Source organism: Streptomyces sp. NBC_01408, assembly GCF_026340255.1.
GTDB lineage: Bacteria > Actinomycetota > Actinomycetes > Streptomycetales > Streptomycetaceae > Streptomyces.
Window position 1 is genome coordinate 1 of the sequence record NZ_JAPEPJ010000011.1, and the last position, 2,060, is coordinate 2,060.

2 protein-coding genes are annotated in these 2,060 nt (G+C 76.1%); both read left to right on the plus strand.

Features of this window, described 5'->3' with window-relative positions; translation table 11 throughout:
* Positions 1-42: 42 nt before the first annotated feature.
* On the plus strand, positions 43-1,275 hold the full coding sequence (locus OG447_RS32205; protein ID WP_266941201.1) for an anhydro-N-acetylmuramic acid kinase: 1,233 nt from the start codon (positions 43-45) through the stop codon (positions 1,273-1,275).
* A gap of 146 nt (positions 1,276-1,421) precedes the next feature.
* On the plus strand, positions 1,422-2,060 hold a 639-nt coding region (locus OG447_RS32210; RefSeq protein WP_266941202.1), incomplete at its 3' end, for an Ig-like domain-containing protein.

A 2,060-nucleotide genomic window follows, 5' to 3' on the forward strand; every position in this document is an offset into this window, starting at 1 on the left:
CCTCGCGGGCCTGCGCGGCGACGACCACCGCAGGCCGCTGCGATGAGGGTCATCGGGCTGATGTCCGGCACCTCGTACGACGCCGTCGACGCCGCGGCCGCGGAGCTGACCTTCGAGGACGACGGGCACGTCCTGCGCCTGGTCCCGCTCGGCATGGTCAGCGCGCCGTACGAGGCGCCGCTGCGCGCCGCGCTGGCCGCGGCCCTGCCGCCCGCGCCCACGACCCTGGCCGACGTGTGCCGGCTCGACACCGGCATCGGACAGGCCTTCGCGGCGCTCGCCGTCCGGGCCGACCGCGAACTGTGCGAAGGCCGGGCCGAGTTGATCGCCTCGCACGGGCAGACGGTCTTCCACTGGGCGGCCGACGGCCAGGTGTACGGGACCCTCCAGCTGGGCCGGCCCGCCTGGATCGCCGAGGCCGCTGGCTGTCCGGTGGTCTCCGACTTCCGCCCGCGCGACGTCGCGGCCGGCGGCCAGGGCGCCCCGCTGGTGAGCCTGGTCGACCTGATGCTGCTGCGCGGCCGCCCCGGCGTACCGGCCGCCCTGAACATCGGCGGCATCGCCAACCTCACCGCCCTGCCCGCCTCGGGCGTCCCGGTGGCCTTCGACACCGGCCCGGGCAACGCGCTGCTCGACGCGGCCGTGCGCGAACTGACCTCGGGGCGGCTCGGCTACGACGAGGACGGGGCGCTGGCGGCCGCCGGCCGGGTCCACGAACCCCTGCTGAACCGGCTGCTGGCCGAGCCGTACTACCGGCTGCCCGCCCCCAAGACCACCGGCAAGGAACTGTTCCACCACGGCTATCTGCGCGCGGCCCTGGACGGCTTCGCCGCCCCCGCCCCCCAGGACCTCGTCGCCACCCTCACCCGGCTCACCGCCCGGACGGTCGCGGACGCCCTGCGCCCGCTCGGCACCACCGAGGTCATCGCCTCCGGCGGCGGCACGCGCAACCCGGTGCTGATGGCGATGCTCCGCGAGGAACTCGCCGCCGGCCCCCGGCTGCTGACCTCAGACGCGCTCGGTCTGCCCGCCGCCGCCAAGGAGGCGTACGCCTTCGCCGTCCTCGGCTTCCTCACTCTGCACGGGCTCCCCGGGAACGTTCCCGACTGCACGGGGGCCCGCGGGCCGCGCATCCTCGGCTCCCTCACCCCCGGCGGCCGGCCGCTCCGGCTGCCACCCGGCCCGGCCAGACCGCCACGGTCCCTCCTCATCGGCCGGGAGCGACCGGCGGCGGCGGGGAGCGACCCGCGGGGGTGGCCGGGTGAGCCGGAGTGAGCCGGAGCGGGCCCCGGATGTGCTCCGTCCGAGTTCTCTTGGTGCACCCGTTCGGCCGCAGGACCGAGTTCATGATCATCATTTCGGCTCCAGATCGTTTTACTGCTGCCATCCGGCCGTGTGAGATCTGGGAGGGCTGCGTGGCTATGTCACGGACTCGATGGACACAACCGACCAAGAAGTGGGGCGCCCTGGCCGCCGTGACCGGGGCCATGCTCGTCGTCGCCGTGGCGCCGGGCAGCGCCCCCGAGGCCGCCCCCGCACTGGGGGCGCTCGCCGGTCCCGCGCACGAGGCCACGCTCGCGCTGCTGGTCGGCAGAGCCGTGGAGGAGGGTCACGCGTCGCCCGCCGGCCAGTGCGGCGCCCAGGGCACCTTCGGGCGGGCGTCCTGCGGCGGCTGGCGGGAACAGCGGGTCCTGGCCACCGCCGGGGGAGTGGGAGCCCTGCTGGGCGAGCCGGCCGCCGACGGCGCCGCGCGCGCGGTCCGCGCCGACGGACTTCCCACGGACTCCGGCGGGCCGTTCGAGATCACCCTCGCGGAACCGGGCCACCTCACCGACGTGACCGTGAGCGACGGCCGCGGCCGTCACCTGGCCGGCGAACTGAGCGGGGACGGCGAACGCTGGCTGAACACCGAGCCGCTGCGGGCGGGGGAGACGTACACCGTGCAGGTCGGCGCCCAGGACCCGGCCGGCCGGCCGGTCGGCGTCACCATGGCGAAAAGAAAAGCGCTGGGGGGGGGGGGGGGGGGGGGGGGGGGGGGGGGGGGTATTGATGACGTGAGG

Coding starts and splice junctions, on each gene's coding strand:
- OG447_RS32205 (WP_266941201.1), top strand. CDS start 43: ATGAGGGTCATCGGGCTGATGTCCGGCACCTCGTACGACGCCGTCGAC.